Here is a 19260-nt window from a genome sequence, read left to right as displayed (position 1 = left end):
AAGGGTGATCAAACATGGACAAAATCGCACTCTTATTCCCGGGACAAGGTTCGCAATATGTTGGAATGGGCCAAGCATTATGTGAGGCCCATCCCATTGCGGCGAGCACCTTTGAAGAAGCAAGTGATGCACTTGGATTTAACCTGCAAACACTTTGTTTTGCAGGGGATGCACAAGAATTGACAAAAACAGAGCACGCACAGCCTGCAATCCTGACAGCAAGTGTCGCAGCCTTCCGCGTTTATTCACAGGAAATGGACATCGAACCGAAGTGGGTGGCTGGTCACAGTCTGGGCGAGTTTACGGCCCTGACTTGTGCCGGTGCCATCCAATTTGCAGATGCCGTCCGCCTTGTCTATCGGCGAGGTCAGTTCATGCAGGCGGCTACGCCGCAGGGTGTCGGAGCCATGTCAGCAATCTTCGGGTTGGATGCTCAACTTGTCGAGGAGATTTGTCGGGAACATTCTCGTGATGGTGCGATCGTTGTGGTCGCCAACCATAACTCCGCTGATCAGATCGTCATCTCCGGACATGCACATGCGGTGCGGCAAGTAGAAGAAGCGTGCAAGCAGCAAGGCTCTACTTCCGTTGTCACTCTCAAGGTGAGTGCGCCTTTCCATTCGCCTCTCATGGTGCAAGCAGCCGAACAATTAAATGAAGAACTGAAGCGGTACACGTACTGCGATCCCAAATGGCCTGTCATTTCCAATGTGACAGCACAACCATATGACCATGCTAATCAGCTTGTCGATTTGCTCACAGCCCAGACAACCAGCCCTGTTCGCTGGCAAGCTACAATGGATTACTTGGTAAAACAGGGAGCGAATACCGTAATTGAGCTCGGACCAAAAAGTGTGCTGACAAATTTGGCCAAAAAATATCCGCTTCGCGCCTTTGCCTTTGACAAGCTGGGGGAGATCGATCGTTATCAGCAAGAGCTTCAAGATGCTAAAACGCGTAATCAAGCAGCAATTGCCCAATTCGTCGATTCTTGCATTGCGATTGCCGTTTGCACGAAAAACCGCGGTCTCGATGAAGAAGCGTACCAGCAAGGGGTGATTACGCCCTATCAAGCTCTTCAACAACTGAGGCAACAGCTGGAACAAGGGGAAAAAGAGGGGGGCTATGGGGATGTACGCGAAGCTTTTTCTCTGCTTCGTTTGATCTTGCAAACCAAAAAAGCTCCTGACGTGGAACAAGCCATGCGCTTTGAACAGCTGACCAGCAAACCAGAACTGCAACAGCGATTTCCCGAGATCAGCAACGAATGGCAAGCAAGCTAAGCCGAACCAGGTAAGCAGAGGACTCAAGGAGGAAGAATGCAGTGAGCAAGCCATTAGGACTGAACCGAGTCAAACTGAATAAACAGCAGACGGATGCTCATTCAACTGACAGCAAAGCCAATCAACACGATATTGCGGTGATTGGTGCTGCTTGCCGATTCGGAAGCGCAGAAAACCCGGAAGACTTTTGGCGTCTGTTACAAGCTGGTCAAGATTGCGTCCGAGAGCTTCCCAAAGAGCGCCAGAACGATTTGATTCCATTGTTACTCGCCAAAGGGTTGACGATGGAGCAAATTCAATTTCGAGAGGCTGCCTACCTGAATGAAATTGATAAATTCGATCCGCAGCTCTTCGGTCTTTCTCCTAAGGAAGCCAGCCAGATGGATCCGAACCAGCGCTTATTTTTGCTGACATGCTGGGAGGCGATTGAGGACGCAGGATATGGTGGAACAATGCTCGCGGGCAGCCGTACGGGTGTATATTTGGGATTTAGCAGTGATTTTGGTGAGGAGTATAGACGAATGATTCGAGAGCTGGAACCAGAAGCGTTGTCCACCTCAATCATTGGCAATATGAAATCGGTGATCGCTTCTCGCGTCTCCTACCTGTTGGATCTCAAAGGTCCGAGCATGCTTGTAGATACATCCTGCTCCTCGTCGTTGATGGCAGTTCATCTGGCGTGCCAAGCGATTCGTCGAGGAGAATGCGAGATGGCGCTGGCTGGCGGTGTCAAGCTCATCTTGCTGTCTTTACAAGATGGAAGCAATGATTTGGGAATTTTATCGCAATCCGGCCGTACTCGCCCTTTTGACAATGATTCAGACGGTACGGGTGTCGGTGAAGGCGTTGGCGCCGTTTTGCTGAAACCGTTGGCAAAGGCTCTTGCAGACGGGGATTCGATTTATGCGGTGATCAAGGGAAGCGCCGCCAATCAAGACGGCCATTCGTTCGGGCTTACGGCGCCAAATTCACTGGCTCAAGCAGAAGTGATCCAGCAGGCATGGAAAGACGCGCAAATTGATCCCGAAACCCTTTCCTATATCGAGGTGCACAGCATAGGTACCAAGCTGGGTGATCCTATGGAGATGGACGGGCTGGAGAGAGCGTTTCGCCCATACACAAATCGGCGCCAATTTTGCGGGATCGGCTCTGTAAAGACGAACATCGGTCACACCGACCACGTAGCGGGGATGGCTGGTCTTTTCAAAGTGATCCTGTCTCTGAAACAAAAACAGATACCTCCGCATTTGCACTTTCAGCGCGCGAATCGGATGATTCCTTTTGAACAATCTCCCATTTACATCCATGACACGTTGACAGAGTGGGAACCAGAGAAAAGCGTGCGACGGGCTGGAATCAGTTCGTTTGGGATGAGTGGAACGAATGTGCACCTCGTAGTAGAGGAAGCACCGGGATTCATGCCACCTGCCAAGCAAGAAGAAGGGACTCAGGCTATTGCGTTATCCGCTAAAAGCAAGGAGAGCTTGCTCAACCTGTTGCTCCGCTTTCAGAAGTGGACCAGCAAGCCAGTGGAGGAACTGCCGACATTGGAAAGTCTCAGCTTTACGGCAAATACGGGGCGTAGTCACTACGGCTACCGATTGTTACTGATTTGCAGGGACATGGACGATTTTGCCGCAAAAATCTCCAAGTTGTGCGCAAGCGACTGGACAACACTTTCTGAACCAGATATTTTCTTTGGCTGGCACAAGGTTATCTCCCAGGAAAAAGCGGATAGAGAGCCTGGAATACTGACCGAGGCCGAACAACAAGCGATGAATAAGGAGGCTAATGCTCTTTTGCAAAAGCTTTTGTTGGCGCAAAGCAAAGAGTTATCTGATCTGAAAGAGCTTGGCGAATTGTATGTGAGCGGGGCAGATGTACGCTGGAGTGCCATGTATACGTTTAAAAAGCCGCGCCGCGTGCACCTCCCTGTTTATCCATTTGAGCGTAAGCGTTGTTGGCTGGACATCTCTTCTCTTCCTTCTCTTGACAAGGATGCCGGGAGAGAAAAAGACAAGGTCGCACCGCAAAAATCTGGAGAAGCGAAGCTGCCAAACGTGGTAGTACGTGGGAGAAAACATGATACCTACACCACTTTAGAGCAAGAGCTGGCTCACATTTGGGGATATGTTCTGGGGCTTGAAGAAGTAGATGTCCACGACAATTTTTACGAGCTGGGCGGGGACTCGATCATCGCGATTAAAATGATTAGCGAAATCTCCAAGCGGATGAATCGAGAAGTAGAAGTACAAGACCTGCTTACCCATTTGACGATTTCCGATTTTGCTGCCTTTCTTGATGCGACTGGGCATGTAGAAGAACAGGTTGCGAAAGCAGAGGCAGCTGCTACTGCAGTCCAAGCTGTTCAACAACGAAACGCAAAATCAAGGCAGGGTACGCAAATCAAACGCAGCTCGTATGCCGATGTCAGTCATTTATCCTGGCGTCAATGGAATTGTTATGATCGCGGTCTCGCTTTATTAATGGAGGAGCAGGATGCCCATCTGATCCCTTATTTTAAGCTTTTTCTCGGGTTGAAGCGCGGCTATCAGCTTGATGCTGAGGGGTACCCCTATTCGTATCGGGAACATGCTGAGGTTATGGGGTACTTGTCGGATGAGGAGATGCTTTATAAATTTGGCTATCGGGTCCAGCTCGTGCCTGTCACACATTTGGATGAATTGCATGAGTCGATCATTCGCCAACTGGATCATGGCAAGCCCGTAATGGTTGCGTTTGACGAGTACTATACCTTTTACACACCGCAATACCAGAAGGAACATACCGATCATCTCACCGTCATCACTGGCTATGACCATGAAAAGCAGGTCTATACGATCATCAATCACAATCATTTGACTCGCGGGCAAGCGCAGCGAATCCAATACGATAAATTTTCCACAACGTACCAAACGCTTGAGGAGATTTATGCAAATGTAGATCCGCATTCCCGGCTGATCATGGTGCTCGATCGCGTTACAGATGACGAGGCAAGCTTGCGTGCGAGCGCGGATGAGGAGTTGCTGCGATTACTAAAAGCGGTCGAGACTAAACAGCAAGTTGGCCGTGAGCTTACGCTGTTGCTGTCACTTACGGAGCAGCCAGACACCTATTTTCATGAAGCTAATCTAAACGAGCTCTACGTTCAATTAGGCGGGAAAGAACTGTGGATGGAAACATTATTGGACTGGTACATTCCACAGGCGGATCAGTCTGTACGCGAACTGGCGGAGGAGATTTTGCAGACATCCAATAACGCGGTGAATCGTTATGCCCTTAGCTTATACAAAGAAAAAATGTTGAAGCGATCCGATGTGGAAGCTGCTGTCGACAAGTTGAAGTCACTTACTAGTCAATTTCTGCAACAAGTATTTGCCTTGCGAGAACGTGATTCGGATATCCGATAGTCGCATGTGTTTACCATTACGATAGACAGGAAGGAGAGTGCTCATGTCACTCACCGAGATTCAACCGAGCAAGCATCCGAACCTGGATTGCATCGGCGCTTCTATCTACACGGTTCTGAAATACTTGAACTTTTCCGCTTTGGAAACAGCTTGGAAGCAGTGCGGTGCCATCTATCTTAAAACGCAAGATTCCCCTTATGGAGATGTAAACGGTCAATACATGAGAACAGTTGCAGAACTGACGTGGATTCACAATATCCGCGTAGAGGGACAGGCTGAACCGGAAAACGACCTGTTTTTGGCAAATATTCAAGAACGTTTGGAACGGGACATACCGACAATCGTCCTCTGCAATATGGCAGAACTCCCGTATAACCCTTATTATCAGGACCTGCCTGAAATGCATAGCATCATTGTCACCGGTAGAGAAGGTAACCAGCTGCTGATCGTCGATGATTACTACCGCTATAAAGGTCTGTTGCCCATCGAGCAATTCTTACTGGCGAGCAACTCTTCCTATCGGGATGCAGGTACAGGTGAATGGTATCCACTCCACAATCGTTCATTTGAATTGGTACTTTCAGATTCCCTGCATCCGACTCACGATCAGCTGCTGGAAGCGGTCAGGAGCAATCTCAGCGTACTTGAGGGTCGTTGCGACATCAATCAAATCAAGCGGGAGTTGGATGTACCCGATGATGTCAACATCGAGGTAGGGCTAAAATCCCTTGATCCTTTTATGAAAGACGTAGAGGCTTTTCTCGCTAGTGGAGTGGAGATTACTGACGATCATCTCGATATCCTTAACCATAGCTTGATCAGCATGGCACAAACACGAGCGATGTATGCCGATGTCTTGCAGGTGATCAGTGAGAAGTACGAAAGCTTTGCAGATCTTGCCGAGCTGTATCGTAGTATCGGACATCAATGGAAAATTACGACCAATATGATTTTAAAGGCTTTTGATAGTAATCGCAGTGACATGGTTCATCGTGTTCTGCAAAAAATCAGCAGCATAAAAACGCAGGAATTTGAAGCGGTCACAAGCACAAGAGAAGTACTGGAACGAGTTGGCGTTGTTGTGTAAGCATCTAGCACATGGAGGTACTCTATGGAAAAGGAAAACGAAGTATACGAGACGCTCCTACAGTTGTTTTCTGAGTACGTGAACGAAAGCGGAGAACTTACGGAGTACATTGATTCATTGACCTTTATCAAGTCGGTCGTAAAGGTTGAAAAAGAGTTTGGTATTGAATTCGATGATGACATGCTTCATTTGGAAAACTTTCAAGATATGAAAACATTGGCAGGTTACATTCAGCAAAAAATGGATGCAAAGACTGCCTGATCAAGGGCCGAGATAGATTCATTCGATCGGACGAAGACGGGAAAAAACGGGAGAGAGGGCTCACCATGCTAACGAAAATGATGACCATTAGTCACATGATTGGCAATACGCCTTTAATCAAACTTGAGCATGAGCACATCAATCTGTTTTGCAAGCTGGAGTACAACAACCTCATGGGAAGTGTAAAAGTGAGGCCCGCCTTTTATATATTACAGGAGGCGATCAAAAGAGGAGAGATTACGCAGGAAACTACCGTAATCGAGTCATCTTCGGGAAATTTTGCTATCGCTTTAGCAACTTTGTGCAAGCAAATCGGAATTAAATTTATTCCAGTCATTGACCCCAATATTAATCCTGTATATGAGAATTTGCTCAGGGTATTTTCTCATGAGGTCGTAAAAGTAACGGACCGTGACGAGACAGGAGGATTTCTCCTAACGCGCATCCAAACGGTCAATCGTTTACTCAATGAGACGAAGAACTCGTTTTGGACCAACCAGTATGGAAATCCGGATAGCGCTCGCGCCCATTACTTCGGACTGGGAGCCGAGATCGCAGACAGCTTCGAGACGTTGGACTATGCGTTTATCGGTGTCAGCTCAGGCGGCACGATTACTGGAATCTCGCAGCGATTGAAGGAACGATATCCGAATGTAAAAATCATTGCGGTCGACACGGCAGGATCCGTGATTTTCGGACAAGAGCCACAAAAACGATACATCCCGGGAATTGGATCAAGCATGCGGCCTGACATACTCAAGGGCGCGATCATTGATGAGGTCGTTCATGTTTCGGAGGAGGACACAGTCGAGGCTTGCTATCAGCTTTACACTGAGCATGGCATTTTTGCTGGAGGATCTTCTGGGACATCCTACTGGGCGATAAAAAACTATTTCAAAGATCAAAAGCATGTAGTCAAGCCGAATGTCGTCTTTTTATGTCCAGACGGTGGTATGCCATATGTCAATACCGTATACAACCAGGAATGGGTTCAGTGGTTGCATCAGCAAAAGCATTCTTTCGTTGGCAATTAAGCAGTGTCCAATAAATCTACTACGATAAGCAGGGTGGGATGTACAATGTTATATCTAAATACGAGTGATATTGAAAAGGTCGGCAAGAATTGGAAGGAAACCATTGATGTCATTGAACATGCTGTGCATTCCTTATACAAGGAAGATTATGCACAGCCAGTTAAACCTTACTTGCGATATCATGACATGGCAAACCGCATTATTGCCATGCCAGCATTTGTAGGTGGAGATACTTACATGGCGGGAATCAAGTGGATTGCCAGTTTCCCGAAAAACCTCCAAGAGGGCATCCAACGCGCGCATTCGATTACGATCCTCAACGAAGCCAGAACGGGTAAGCCTGTGGCAACGATTAATACTGCCCTGGTGAGCGGGATTCGAACGGCTTCTGTTTCCGGTCTTCTCCTCAAGCATTACGAACAAGTACGTCCCCTGCAAAATGTAACGGTCGGAATTATCGGATTTGGTCCGATTGGCAGACTTCATCTACAAATGGTAACGGCCATGTTAAGTGAGAAAATCGACAAGGTGGTTCTCTATGACATTGCGGGTATCCAGCAGGAGCATATTCCGGCTGAGATAAAAGAGAAAACGGTTATCGCGCAAACGTGGGAAGAGGCATACTGCGAGGCAGATGTGTTCATTACGTGCACGGTATCGCCGCATGGTTTTATTGACAAGCAACCCAAACGTCACTCTTTGTTGTTAAATGTGTCGTTACGCGATTTTACACCAAAAATTCTCGATTATACCCGCTCCATTATCGTAGATGACTGGACGGAAGTTTGCCGTGAGAACACAGACATCGAGATTATGCATCTGGAGAGAGGATTGCAAAAAGAAGATACCAAATCCATTACAGATATCGTCTGCCTGGACCAGATGAAAGAATTTCCACAAGATGAGCCCATCATGTTTAATCCGATGGGGATGGCGATTTTTGATATCGCCATTGCTGCCTACTACTACAAACAAGCGCTCTCGCAGGGGATCGGAACTCACTTGCAAGACTAACTGGAGGTTACCATTTTGTACGATGTGCTAGCAAATCTAAAACTGGTAGAGTCATCTCGTATTTGTTTGCACGAGTCACATGAAAACAAGCGACTACACAAGACCAGACAGATCATTGAGGAGGAAGGAATTTTGCGACATCCTCCGCTGGCGATTCTCATGCAAAACGGCCAGTATTTGATCATTGATGGTGCACATCGGACCTTTGCTCTTCAAGCGCTTGGGTGCAAACATATCCCCGTGCAGGTAGTGGAGCATGAGGATTTTCACTTGGATATGTGGGATCATATTGTGCCAGTCGCTACATGGTTGCAATCAGTGGAGCAAGATTCTGTGTTTCGATGGGAAACAGAGCGTTTACGAGAAACACCTGTGGCAGAAATGAAGATAGGGAACAACGAACGTTTCTATCTGTATCCAAATGAGAATCTGCAGGATGATGAGTGGCGAATGAAGCTATGGCGTCAACTAGTAGATAGTTACAACTATAGCCATCCGGTGCATCGGCTGCCCACAGGAATGCTCGAATGGCCGGACACAGGAGCTGCCTTGATACGATTCCCGCAAATCAGTCTGGCTGAATTGGAGCGTATCGTATCGGAAGGGCATGTTTTGCCTGCGGGAGTTACCCGTTTTGAGATAGACGGGCGTCTATTAAACTTGTGTATTCCGATTAGCCTATTGAAACAAGAGCAAATCGAGCAAGAACAGTGGGAGCGATTGGTTAAAAAATGGAGAGAAACCTTGCGCCTCTACTCGAAACCCGTGTATATGTGCGATGCGTAATAAGAAACCGTGGCGAGTTTGATTCGCCACGGTTTCTATCCAATCCCAATTGACATCATGTGCTCGTTTTCTTGCGGTTACGGTCTTTCCCACAGACGCAGTGCCTATAAAGGAGTGGATCATTCTGCAAAAGATCATAGAGGCGTCGAGACGAAAATTAGCGTTTTTGCTAATAAGTTTGGTTCTCGTACTATCTGGCAGTATGCCCGTGTACGCCGAAACAAGCGTTCGACAGGATACGGAAATCGGAACGGCAATCGAACAGCTGGTCAATCAGACCATGGAGTCGGAAAAAATCCCGGGTGCAGCCGTTGTGGTCGTCAAAGAGGGGAAAACCATTTACAAGCAATCGTTTGGTTTCTCTGACACCGAAAAGCAAGAGCCGGTGACTTCTGACACATTGTTTGAAATCGGATCGAACTCCAAAGCATTTACAGCGTTAGCCGTTCACCAGCTTGTCGAGCAAAAACGACTTTCGCTGGACGACCCGGTTCAGAACTATATTCCGTGGTTCAGTGTTACATATAAAGGACAACAGGAAACGATCCTGATTAAGCATTTGCTGTACCATACCAGCGGGATTCCGTTTGAAAGCATTGGCTCCATCCCTATTTCTTCTAGCGAAAATGCGATCGAAGAAACTGTGCGAGCCATCAATCATTCTGAACTGGTACGCAAACCGGGGACCGAGTATGAATACGCCACCATTAATTACGATATCCTGGGCTATATTGTTGAGAAAGTCACCGGAGAAACGTATGAGCAATATGTACAGCAACAGGTCATTGCCAAATTGGGACTAACCCAAACCTTTTTGAAGGCACAGGCACCCATGGAGGGGATGGCAAGAGGGCATAAAATCGAGTTCTTTTCCCCAAAAGTGTATGATGCGCCTGATTATCGTGGAAATACGCCAGCGGGTTATGTCGTTTCCAATGTAAACGATATGGAACGATGGTTGCAGATTCAGCTGGGGTTGGAGGCATCGGCGTTTCGTCCCGAGTTGGTGCGTGCTTCCCAGCTTCCTGATCGTTCGGTAGCTCCTGCTGCAGACGGTTTCTCGTATGCGTCAGGCTGGATGATTTATCAGGATGGTGGAGGACAAATTTCGCACGGCGGAAATAACCCTGCCTTTTCTTCGTATATGGTATTTCGTCCAGAAGAAAAGCTGGGCGCCGTCGTTTTGACCAATCTCAATTCGTTGAACGCATCTGTTATCGCCGAAGGGGCCGTCAATCTCGTACTAGGCAAAGAAGCTCCCGTAGTCGTGTCCGACACCAATCTTCAAGCGGATCGCCTAGCAAGCATTTCTCTTGTGATCCTTGGCATCCTTTTGTTGCTACTTGTTGGGGGGATCGTGCAGATTTTCGTACAAATTTACCGAGGCGAACGAAAACTCGCCGCGAATGCGGGGCGAATCTGTTTTGCATCCTTTGTTGCATTTGTTGTCATGGGCAGTGTTTTGACAGCCGCCTTATACTATTTGCCGGACGTTTTTTTTATGGGCTTACCGTGGACATTCATTGAGGTCTGGCTTCCCATCACCATTTTTTACGCCATGTACGCATTGGTGACAGGACTCGCTCTGTTTAATGTCTACATCACACTCATCCGCTTGTTCCCGAAATCGCAAGAAAACTCCATGACGTCTATTGTTATACAGGGGCTTATCAGCGGATTTGGAAATGCGTTGATTATTTTTATGATCAATCTGGCGCTTACTTCTACGAACAAGTTTCACGCATCCATTTTCCTGTATTTTCTCCTTGGTATCTTGTTGTATATCGTTGGGGAGAAAATGATGCGTAGCCGGCTGATTGTCATCACAAATGAAATCGTATACGAAAAAAGAATGGAACTGATCCGCAGAATTTTTCGGACCCCCTATCAAAAGTACGAGACACTTGATAACGGTGAAATATATGCGGGGTTAAATAACGATACGGAAACGATTAGTACGTTCGCCAATAGTGTCGTCGTGGCACTGACGAGTGCGGTTACACTCGTGTTTTGCTTCATTTATCTGGGCTCGCTGGATCTATACGGATTTTTGTTTTGTTTGGCGGTCATTTTTGTGGCAGTTGGCTTGTATACGTTGGCAGGTCGCTTTGCAAACAAAGTATGGGAGGAAACCCGAGACATCCAAAATGTATTTTTCTCCTATATTACCGATATGATCGGAGGCTTCAAGGAGCTGTATCTGACGCAGGCGCAACGAAAAGAATTTGAAGAAGATATGGAAAAAAGCTGCTCTGACTATCGACATAAGAAATCAGCGGGCCAATTTAAATTTGTGAACGTGTATTTGATTGGGGAATTGCTTTTCGTTGTGGTAATCGGCACGGTTGCCTTTTTATTCCCGGTCCTATTCCCTTCGCTTCAAAAAGAGATGCTGATTAGTTATGTGTTTGTCTTTCTGTATATGACAGGGCCTGTTCACGGTATTTTGAATGCAGTACCGGAGCTGATTCGGATCAAGATCAGCTGGCAGCGACTGAATGCGTTGCTTGATTCCTTATCAGTGGAAACGAGAAGAGAAGAGGAGAGCTTAGCTGAGCGGAACGCGCAAGATTTTGAGTCGTTTTCAACGGAACAGGTGCGTTTCCGATACAAAAACAAGGAGGGAGAAGAGTTTTCCGTAGGGCCGCTTGACTTCTCCTGCCAAAAAGGGGAAATCGTCTTCATTGTTGGTGGGAACGGCAGTGGGAAATCAACATTTGCCAAGCTAATCACCGGATTGTATGAGCAGGATGAGGGCGAGTTTTTCATGAATGGCCAAAAAGTGAATGCTGATCAACGCTGCGAATTCTTTTCTGCGATTTTCAGTGATTTCTACCTATTTGAGAAGATGTACGGAATCGATTACCAAGCGAAGCAAGAAGAAGTGAACAAATATTTAGAGGTGCTTCGCATCGCTGACAAAGTAGAAGTGGATGAAACGGGAACGTTTAGCACGACGAAGCTGTCTACGGGTCAGCGTAAACGTCTTGCCTTAATGCTCAGTCTGGTAAGAAACCGACCTATTTTCCTCTTTGACGAGTGGGCAGCAGACCAAGATCCTGAGTATCGTCAATTCTTTTATGAATCCTTGCTGCCAGAAATGAAAAGACAGGGGAAATGTGTCATCGCGATCACACACGACGATCGCTACTTCCATCTTGCTGATCAGGTAGTGAAAATGGAGAGTGGACGAATTATTTCGCAGCAAACGTTTGCGCATGCCTGATGGAAAAACAAGCAGAGAAGACCGGACGGGGATGATACCCGGCGGTCTTTTCTTGTAGGAGTGGCACGGCTCCCTTCGATTGGAGATACTAGACAAATAATTCAGACAGGTTTATAATTGGAAGCAGCTGGAATGGAATGCGGTAACATCATGCGGGTGTAGTTCAATGGTAGAACTCCGGCTTCCCAAGCCTGCGGCGTGGGTTCGATTCCCATCACCCGCTCCATACGAAATGGTAGAAAAGCCTTTGATATCAAGGGCTTTTCTTGTTTTTGTAGCAATGTTTGCAGAAAAACACGGTTGGAAGCGAAACTTTTAAGTAGTTCATACAATTAAACTGTAAGTAGAGGTGGTCAAATGGAGTCCATATTGACAGAGGAACTGATATTGGAAGACTTAATTAGAGCTTCCCATCATTTTTTCGGATTGGAAGTAATTGAATCCAGTCCAATAAAACGTGGTTGGTTAAACCTGAAATGGAGAGTCACGACTGAATCAGGGCAATTCTTACTTAAACAATACAATAAAGAACGATTTAAGCTGTATAATCCTGAGGATCTAAAGTTTGCATTCTCTCAACAGGTTAGATTAAACAATCAAGGCCTTGCATGTCCTAATCTTTTATCACACGATGAAAGTATACTGCTTGAATCAGATAAAGGAGAACTCTTTATTGTCATGGAATATTGCCAGGGCAAACTAATCTCGCCAGGTAAAGCTAATGCACATCAAGTATACAATCTAGGTCGAGCAACTGGAAAAATGCATCGATTGTTAAACGACGGGACACTTGGTTCTAAAGATACTCCACAATTTGTTCCTCCAAGCCGTGAAGAGCGTTTAGCACATTGGAAATCAGTTTTGAAAAAGGCGAGGGAAGCTGGGAAGATCGAATTGCTTGATGATATAGAGACACAACTTAAAGCAACTGAAGAAATGAATATTGAAAACCTTGAAATACTTTCTACTGGGTGGGCACATCGTGACCTCTGGGTCGATAATATTTTATTTGATCATAATCGATTAACTGCAATACTAGATTTTGATCGACTGAAATATGATTATCCTCAACTTGATGTTGCACGGGCAGTTATGTCATGTGCCTTAGATGATTATTTTGACGTTTCCCTGGCTTCAGCGTTTATTGAGGGATACAGTGAGGAACGTACCGTTATGGATGGTTACTTAACAAATTCATTGAAGTTGTTGTGGTATATGGAAAGCTCATGGTGGATTCATTCTGACATGGACCAACATAGTGTACCTCCGGCTCGTTTTGCAAAGGAAATGATTTGGCTTGCTAACAATCATAAAAATATGTCCACACTTTTAGGGAATATTTAGCTAAAGAAAGTGATCATGAAAAACGAACCGACTTTTTGCCGTTTTTAGCAAATGATCCGGGTAAATGGTTCAATAAACACAACAGTTAGCATTAATAATCTGTTGTGTTTATTTATTATCAAATACCCTACAAGTCTTTCATAAGTCAATAATGACCGCATATTATTTCGTGGGGTAAGAGACGGTCGACTGGTAATCCAAAATGGTTTTCTTTGGATGAAACAAGGCGGTAACTTGTTATTACATCAATTTCATGTATAATGCAATTAATGCATTGTACATATTATGCACAAGACACTAGTTGAGGGGAGTAATTAATTTCTTATGAATAGAGAAGAAGCCTTGAAACTAAGAACAGATATTAAAAAATTTATTAGAATGACTGGAATTCTCGAACCAGAAAGAATTCCAAAAGATCTGTTTGAAAAACCTTTGTCGGTTTCCCAAATGATGGCGTTAGAAGAACTAGAGCTTAAGAAATTAACTATTTGGGAATTAGCTAACAAGCTTACATTAGAACAATCATCGGTAAGTAGATTAGTAGACAAGTTGGTAAAAAATGAGCTTATTTGCCGTGAAGTAAATGAAAATAACAGAAGGGAGGTTTATCTACATCTCACAGAAAAAGGTAAAATAACGGTTGCTTCTTTACGGGAACAATCGATTCATTTTTATCAAGGAATTCTCAATGATTTATCAGAAGCTGAACGGAAAACAGTTGTCAATGGTTTTGAACTCTTAATCAACTCGATAGCTAAATCCGCTTCCTTAAAAAGGAATGGAAACTCGTAATAGAAGGAGGCCGTGAATGAGTTTAGATTTTGAAGGGCCAATTATAGAATTAAAAGAAAAAATCGATGAATTACAGAAGTATATGGAAAAAAATGATCTTGATTTATCTTCAGAAATTCATGCATTAAAAGAACGATTAAAAGTAATGCAATCTGAAATTTATACGAATATTTCACCATTTCAACGAGTTCAAATTGCTCGGCTTCGTAACCGGCCTACAACATTGGACTATATTCCGTTATTGTTTACAGATTTTATCGAACTTCATGGAGATCGACTATATGGAGATGATAAAGCAATAATCGGTGGAATTGCGAAATATAAAGGCATGCCTGTTACGATTATTGGTCACCAAAGAGGTAGGAACACTAAGGAAAGCATAGAAAGAAATTTTGGAATGGCACATCCAGAAGGTTATAGAAAAGCTTTACGCCTTATGAAGCAAGCTGAAAAGTTTAATCGCCCTATTATTACATTCATTGATACTTCAGGTGCTTATCCGGGGAGAGAATCTGAAGAACGTGGAATTTCTGAGGCAATAGCTCGTAATTTATTTGAAATGGTAACACTTAGAGTACCGATTGTTTGTATTGTAATAGGTGAAGCATCAAGTGGTGGAGCCCTTGGTATTAGTATCGGCAATCATATTCATATTCTAGATAACTCGTGGTACTCGGTTATTTCTCCGGAAGGAGCGGCATCGATATTATGGAAAGATGCTAAGTATGCCCCAAAAGCGGCTGAATACATGAAAATTACAGCAAAAGAATTGAAGGATTTAGGGATTATTGATCAAATCATTCCTGAAGTGAAAGGTGGAGCACAAAATGATATAAAATGGCAGGCGGAAATGGTTGAATCTGTCATCGAATCATCTCTAAAAGAATTGGTACGATTGTCTCCAGAAGAGCTTACGCAACACCGATATGAAAAGTATAGAGAGATGGGGAAAATTGGAATCATAAACGGAACTAATGAGGAAAAATAGTGAAGAATGAAAGGAAAGGTAAATGCGTTTTCTGGGAGGTGAAATACTTTATTTTCTCTGAACAGAAGAAACAAGGGTGTACAGGGAAGTTACACCAAACAAAGTCCTTCCATGGTAATTTGAGAAGGACTTTTTATTTGTACATTCACCTTATCCATCCCGAGCTCCATTCCCGCAGGATTCTCTGTCTTGTGAGTAGAATAAACCAATGAGCTCGCATGATAATCCGCTTTAACAAGCTATCCTTTCTTGATGGTACCAGTTGAAAAAATAGAATCGGAGGATTGACATGAGAACCATACCACTCGGAACGAGCACATTAGAGGTACCTGTTATCGCAATCGGTTGCATGAGAATAGGTTCACTAGACAAACTGCAAGCGGAGCGCTTCGTACAAACGGTGCTTGAAGAAGGGGCGAACTTCTTCGACCATGCAGATATTTATGGAAAAGGCAGTTGTGAGGAAGTATTTGCAGAAGCGATTCAGATGAGTCCTAGCGTTCGCGAGCGTATCCTGTTGCAATCGAAATGTGGTATTCGGCCCGGTATGTTCGACTTTTCCAAAGAGCATATTTTGAATGCGGTAGATGGCATTCTAAAGCGTCTAAAAACTGAATATTTGGATGTTTTGCTGTTGCACCGTCCTGACACGCTTGTCGAACCGGAAGAAGTAGCGGAAGCATTCGATCTTCTGGAAAGCACGGGTAAAGTACGCCACTTTGGTGTCTCCAATCAAAATCCGATGCAAATCCAGCTGTTACACAAGTATGTGAAGCACCCAATCGTCGCCAACCAGTTGCAGCTCAGCATTATGAACGCGACGATAATCTCGCAGGGCTTCAACGTCAATATGGAGAACAGCTCGGCTGTGAACCGAGATGGCAGTGTACTCGACTTCTGTAGGCTGCATGATATTACCATTCAGCCTTGGTCGCCATTCCAGTATGGATTTTTCGAGGGGTCTTTTCTTGGGAACGAGAAATTTCCTGAATTGAACAAGAAAATCGATGAAATTGCAGCTAGATATGAAGTATCCAACACGACAATCGCCATCGCTTGGCTACTACGGCACCCGGCGAACATGCAGCCTGTCATTGGCACGACGAATATCGACCGAATGAAAGATTGCGTGAAAGCTGCCCATATTCGTTTGACGCGAGAAGAGTGGTATGACATCTATCGATCTGCAGGAAATGTGTTGCCTTAACGGATTCCAATATCCCAGCTATAAAACAATGGTGGTCTAAGCATTAACATTGGAAATGTATGGTGTTAATACTCGTGAAACGTCATCAAAGCACCCCTCGATCTACTAGATTGGATTTTACCTATTCCTGTAAAAATTCTTTTTGTTTCCACTCTTTGTATAGAGTAAGGTCGCTGCTCACTTGTCGAAACACTAGTCCAATGATTGTCGCGTCATCTAGTAAACCAACAACGGGAATAAAATCTGTGATGGCGTCTACGGGTGAAACAAAGTACAAAATCCCGCCAATAATCATCAAGATAGATTTAACCGGGATTGTTCGGTATTTACCACTCGTCCAATCACCGAAAATACTAAAGAGTAGCTGTAAATTCTCCCAAACATCACCGATCGCTTTTTTATCAGCTTTTTTCATTGCTTTTTTTAGGAGATGAGAAGCTTTTTCTTTATCGTTCAGATAATCAGAGGCTTTGGATTCATAATTTTTAAGAAACCTCTTTTCATGTTTAGCCATAAGGCCCCCTATGTTTCGTTGAAGCCAAAAAGGGCGAGAACACGGTCATTTTTGGCTTCGGTGTTTTTGAAACCCCTTATAATCCTTGAGGTGCTGCATGATGGATCTTTCCCAGCGTCTTTTTCTGGTGTTTACACCAAGATGACTTTCCCCCTACGATGACGGCTCTCCGCAAATTGCACGGCCTCTTTTACATCCTGCAAAGCAAATTTTTCTCCAGGCGCAGCTATAAGGAGCTTACCATTCTGAACGAGCTCGATGACTTTCTCAAACGTTTCGTGCCAGGTAGACAAGGAAACGCGTTGATTCCAGTGGCGCAACAAAAACAATTGTGGGAGAACGCCAAGCTCTTTCGAGATGATCGACCAATCCACTTGAACTCCCGATAAAAGGCCTAATGACAAGAAAATCCCGCCAGCATGTGTAGACTTCGCCAGCTCTAAACCGTCAGGTCCGCCAATGGAATCAATAGACGCATGTGCACCTTGTCCGTTCGTGACACTCATGATGGCATCATAGATAGACACATGTGAACTGTCGATGACATGCCATGCCCCAAGCTGCATCAACTCCTCGGTATATCTTGCGTTTCGGACGATGGCGATTACCCGAAAACCAAAAAGAGCGGATAGCTGAATAAACAAGCGGCCAATGGCTGAGTTGGCTGCATTGACTAACAAAACCTGCTGAGAAGACAGTTGAAGGGTCTCCTTGCAGATGACCCACGCAGTAATGGGGTTGATATACAACCGACTGGCGATATCATCTGGGATCGAATCAGGAACCTCAATGGCTAGCTCGGCTGTCGTTTTGACGTAATCTTGCCATGTACCCTCTCCGCGCAAAGGCAGAACACGTTTCCCGATAAGAGAGCGGGGAGCAGAAGGACCTGTATCAATAACGGTACCAACCCCCTCATACCCGGGAATAGCGGGGAGGTTGATGCGATGCTTGTAAGCACCACGAATCGGGATGATGTCAGAAGGGTTAATAGGACGTGCGCTCATTTTCACCAAAATTTCATCTTGCTTCAGCGGTTCAATTAGCCGTTGTTCAACCTTCAATACTTTATGGGGCTCGCCAAATTGATCGTAACGTATAACTTGTGCATACATGTTTGTGTACTCCTAACTTTGTCAGCGATCAGTGACGAAGGAAAGTTCTTCCGTCATTACGTATGGATCGGATTGTCTTTATCATAGTGATAAAAAATAAACGCCGTCAATCAAAACGAGAATTTGGCATGCTGCTAAACAAAACCTTTTCAGGAATGCTTTTCAAAATTATACCAATTGTTCGGTTGGGAAACAATTTGACATAAAGTGAGATTGAAAAGAGAAAAAGAGCGCATCTGCGCTCTTTCGGATCATTCTTTTGCTCGTGGTGCACTTTCAAAGCCTACTTTTTTATGCGTGCCATCACAGAACGGTTTTTTCTCGGATTGACCGCATCGACAGAGCGAAAAAGATGAACCGACTTCATACTTGTCACCTGCTCCATCCAGTAACTCAACTGCACCGGTAACACGAATTGATCCATTGTCGTTAATCTTGATAGTTACTTTTTCTTGATCCACATGTCATCCCTCCTTTTTTACTATCTTTACCTACTATGATTTCGGGCAGAAGGGTATGTGGTAAATAATTATTCTCTACATGGGAAGAGCCTGTCACAGCCATAGTGAACTTGCTGGTGGAACAATGCAAATTGGTGTTGAAATCAGGACAAGTTACGGTTATTTTTAGCAGAAAAAGGGTTTTGTCTCATGACGATTTCAATGGATAACTTCGAGTCAGATCCTCCTACACTTTATAAAGAAGCATTTGTAAACGAGTGAGCTTGAAAAAAAAAGCGAGAGGCCGTCAGCTCCTCACCTGGTTACGGGTGGGAACTGGCGGCCTTTTTAGCGAGCAGAAGGATTAAATCGGCGTAGACCGATCAGCAAGAAAACTAAGAGTAAGACAAGCGGAATCACTACAGTAGATGTGTCACCATGTAAAAGCAGAGTGACTGTAGCACCAAGCATAATGACTGCGAGTGTATAGGCGGAGTAACGCGCATACTTTTTCATCAATAAGCCCAGTCCGCCGAGCACTTCTCCCAAACCGATCACAACTTGGAACCAAGGGGGAAACCCGAATCCTTGGAAGGCGAGTGTGGCCTCTGGATGACCAATTAGCTTGTAAATACCAGAGGAAACGAACATCAAGCACAATCCTACAATCATTACCCATTTTGCAAACATACGCAGACTTTTCACACTGAAATCCTCCAATCGTTTCGTTGTTGGATTCAGTATAAGCCGTCCATCATG

16 protein-coding genes and 1 tRNA gene are annotated in these 19260 nt (G+C 44.9%); 13 read left to right on the top strand and 4 right to left on the bottom strand.

Annotated features, from left to right (window positions below):
* Nucleotides 1-14 precede the first annotated feature (14 nt).
* From fabD to HP401_RS31660, 13 genes are all read left to right on the top strand, one after another.
* Entirely contained in the window at nucleotides 15-1283 is a 1269-nt protein-coding gene (fabD, locus tag HP401_RS31720; RefSeq protein ID WP_173606377.1) for an ACP S-malonyltransferase, read from the top strand.
* A 41-nt stretch (nucleotides 1284-1324) separates the two neighbouring features.
* Nucleotides 1325-4693, top strand: a complete 3369-nt coding sequence (edeG, locus tag HP401_RS31715; RefSeq protein ID WP_173606376.1) for an edeine polyketide synthase EdeG — start codon at nucleotides 1325-1327, stop codon at nucleotides 4691-4693.
* A 43-nt stretch (nucleotides 4694-4736) separates the two neighbouring features.
* Nucleotides 4737-5780 (top strand): BtrH N-terminal domain-containing protein, encoded by a 1044-nt coding sequence (locus tag HP401_RS31710; protein WP_173606375.1) that lies wholly within the window; start codon nucleotides 4737-4739, stop codon nucleotides 5778-5780.
* A 24-nt stretch (nucleotides 5781-5804) separates the two neighbouring features.
* Entirely contained in the window at nucleotides 5805-6041 is a 237-nt protein-coding gene (locus HP401_RS31705; RefSeq protein WP_064199219.1) for a phosphopantetheine-binding protein, read from the top strand.
* A 65-nt stretch (nucleotides 6042-6106) separates the two neighbouring features.
* Nucleotides 6107-7075, top strand: coding sequence for a 2,3-diaminopropionate biosynthesis protein SbnA (sbnA, locus tag HP401_RS31700; protein WP_173606374.1), 969 nt, complete (start codon nucleotides 6107-6109; stop codon nucleotides 7073-7075).
* Nucleotides 7076-7120: 45 nt separating this feature from the next.
* A complete protein-coding gene (sbnB, locus tag HP401_RS31695; protein WP_173606373.1) occupies nucleotides 7121-8089 on the top strand; it encodes a 2,3-diaminopropionate biosynthesis protein SbnB in 969 nt (322 codons plus the stop codon).
* A gap of 24 nt (nucleotides 8090-8113) precedes the next feature.
* Nucleotides 8114-8875 (top strand): ParB N-terminal domain-containing protein, encoded by a 762-nt coding sequence (locus tag HP401_RS31690; protein ID WP_309145146.1) that lies wholly within the window; start codon nucleotides 8114-8116, stop codon nucleotides 8873-8875.
* A 166-nt stretch (nucleotides 8876-9041) separates the two neighbouring features.
* Nucleotides 9042-12101, top strand: a complete 3060-nt coding sequence (gene edeA, locus HP401_RS31685) for a cyclic peptide edeine export ABC transporter EdeA (protein ID WP_173606371.1) — start codon at nucleotides 9042-9044, stop codon at nucleotides 12099-12101.
* Between the two features lie 152 nt (nucleotides 12102-12253).
* Nucleotides 12254-12327: transfer RNA gene (locus HP401_RS31680), tRNA-Gly, on the top strand.
* A gap of 131 nt (nucleotides 12328-12458) precedes the next feature.
* Nucleotides 12459-13445 carry a phosphotransferase gene (locus HP401_RS31675; protein WP_173606370.1) on the top strand — a complete coding sequence of 329 codons (987 nt, stop codon included), beginning with the start codon at nucleotides 12459-12461 and terminating at the stop codon, nucleotides 13443-13445.
* Nucleotides 13446-13769: 324 nt separating this feature from the next.
* Nucleotides 13770-14237, top strand: a complete 468-nt coding sequence (locus tag HP401_RS31670) for a MarR family winged helix-turn-helix transcriptional regulator (RefSeq protein WP_173606369.1) — start codon at nucleotides 13770-13772, stop codon at nucleotides 14235-14237.
* Between the two features lie 16 nt (nucleotides 14238-14253).
* The gene (locus HP401_RS31665) at nucleotides 14254-15225 is read left to right on the top strand and encodes an acetyl-CoA carboxylase carboxyltransferase subunit alpha (protein WP_173606368.1); all 972 of its coding nucleotides are present in this window, start codon (nucleotides 14254-14256) and stop codon (nucleotides 15223-15225) included.
* A gap of 289 nt (nucleotides 15226-15514) precedes the next feature.
* Entirely contained in the window at nucleotides 15515-16432 is a 918-nt protein-coding gene (locus HP401_RS31660) for an aldo/keto reductase (protein WP_173606367.1), read from the top strand.
* A gap of 121 nt (nucleotides 16433-16553) precedes the next feature.
* Here HP401_RS31660 and HP401_RS31655 read toward each other — a convergent pair whose 3' ends face one another.
* From HP401_RS31655 to HP401_RS31640, 4 genes are all read right to left on the bottom strand, one after another.
* Nucleotides 16554-16946 (bottom strand): YkvA family protein, encoded by a 393-nt coding sequence (locus HP401_RS31655; RefSeq protein WP_173606366.1) that lies wholly within the window; start codon nucleotides 16944-16946, stop codon nucleotides 16554-16556.
* A 131-nt stretch (nucleotides 16947-17077) separates the two neighbouring features.
* Nucleotides 17078-18061, bottom strand: coding sequence for a zinc-dependent alcohol dehydrogenase family protein (locus HP401_RS31650; RefSeq protein WP_173606365.1), 984 nt, complete (start codon nucleotides 18059-18061; stop codon nucleotides 17078-17080).
* A gap of 251 nt (nucleotides 18062-18312) precedes the next feature.
* Complete coding sequence (locus HP401_RS31645) at nucleotides 18313-18522, bottom strand: CDGSH iron-sulfur domain-containing protein (RefSeq protein ID WP_016743559.1); 210 nt, start codon at nucleotides 18520-18522, stop codon at nucleotides 18313-18315.
* 327 nt (nucleotides 18523-18849) lie between these two features.
* Nucleotides 18850-19206: a DoxX family protein gene (locus HP401_RS31640; RefSeq protein ID WP_173606364.1), complete on the bottom strand. Its 357-nt coding sequence runs from the start codon at nucleotides 19204-19206 to the stop codon at nucleotides 18850-18852.
* Nucleotides 19207-19260: the final 54 nt, after the last annotated feature.

This window comes from Brevibacillus sp. HB2.2, from assembly GCF_013284275.1.
Lineage (GTDB): Bacteria > Bacillota > Bacilli > Brevibacillales > Brevibacillaceae > Brevibacillus > Brevibacillus brevis_D.
Note: the sequence above shows the minus strand (reverse complement) of the source record. Positions and strands in the feature narration are given on the sequence as shown.